The organism is Planktothrix tepida PCC 9214, from assembly GCF_900009145.1.
GTDB classification, from domain to species: domain Bacteria; phylum Cyanobacteriota; class Cyanobacteriia; order Cyanobacteriales; family Microcoleaceae; genus Planktothrix; species Planktothrix tepida.
Map to the genome: position 1 here is coordinate 1 of NZ_LN889851.1, position 851 is coordinate 851.

The window sequence follows — 851 nt, forward strand, 5'->3', positions numbered from 1 at the left end:
GCCTCAATCTGGGATCGGTTCTGTAACTGGGTCACATCCACCAACAACCGGATTTATGTCGGTTGGTTCGGTGTTCTGATGATCCCGACGTTATTAACCGCCACCATCTGCTACATCATCGCCTTCATCGCTGCTCCTCCAGTGGACATCGATGGTATCCGTGAACCCGTCGCTGGTTCACTGTTATACGGAAACAACATCATCTCTGGTGCAGTTGTTCCTTCCTCTAACGCCATCGGCTTACACTTCTATCCCATCTGGGAAGCAGCTTCATTAGATGAATGGCTGTACAACGGTGGCCCTTACCAGTTAGTGATTTTCCACTTCTTCATCGGCATCTTATGCTACATGGGTCGGGAGTGGGAATTATCCTACCGTTTAGGGATGCGTCCTTGGATCTGCGTCGCCTACTCTGCACCTGTTGCAGCAGCAGCCGCCGTATTCCTGATCTATCCCATCGGTCAAGGTTCATTCTCTGACGGGATGCCTTTAGGTATCTCTGGAACCTTCAACTTCATGTTAGTGTTCCAAGCCGAGCATAACATCCTGATGCACCCCTTCCATATGTTAGGAGTTGCCGGGGTGTTCGGTGGAAGCTTATTCTCCGCCATGCACGGTTCTCTGGTTACTTCTTCTCTGGTGCGTGAAACCACCGAAACCGAATCCCAAAACTACGGTTACAAATTCGGTCAAGAAGAAGAAACCTACAACATCGTTGCAGCCCATGGTTACTTTGGACGTTTAATCTTCCAATATGCCAGCTTCAACAACAGCCGTAGCTTACACTTCTTCTTAGGCGCTTGGCCTGTGGTCGGCATTTGGTTCACCGCATTAGGTGTATCCACAATGGC

Annotated in this window: 1 protein-coding gene; it reads left to right on the forward strand. The window is 49.7% G+C overall.

Annotated features, from left to right (window positions below; translation table 11 throughout):
- Positions 1-851: photosystem II q(b) protein (gene psbA, locus PL9214_RS29445; RefSeq protein ID WP_072722820.1), on the forward strand; the 851-nt coding region annotated here is incomplete at both ends.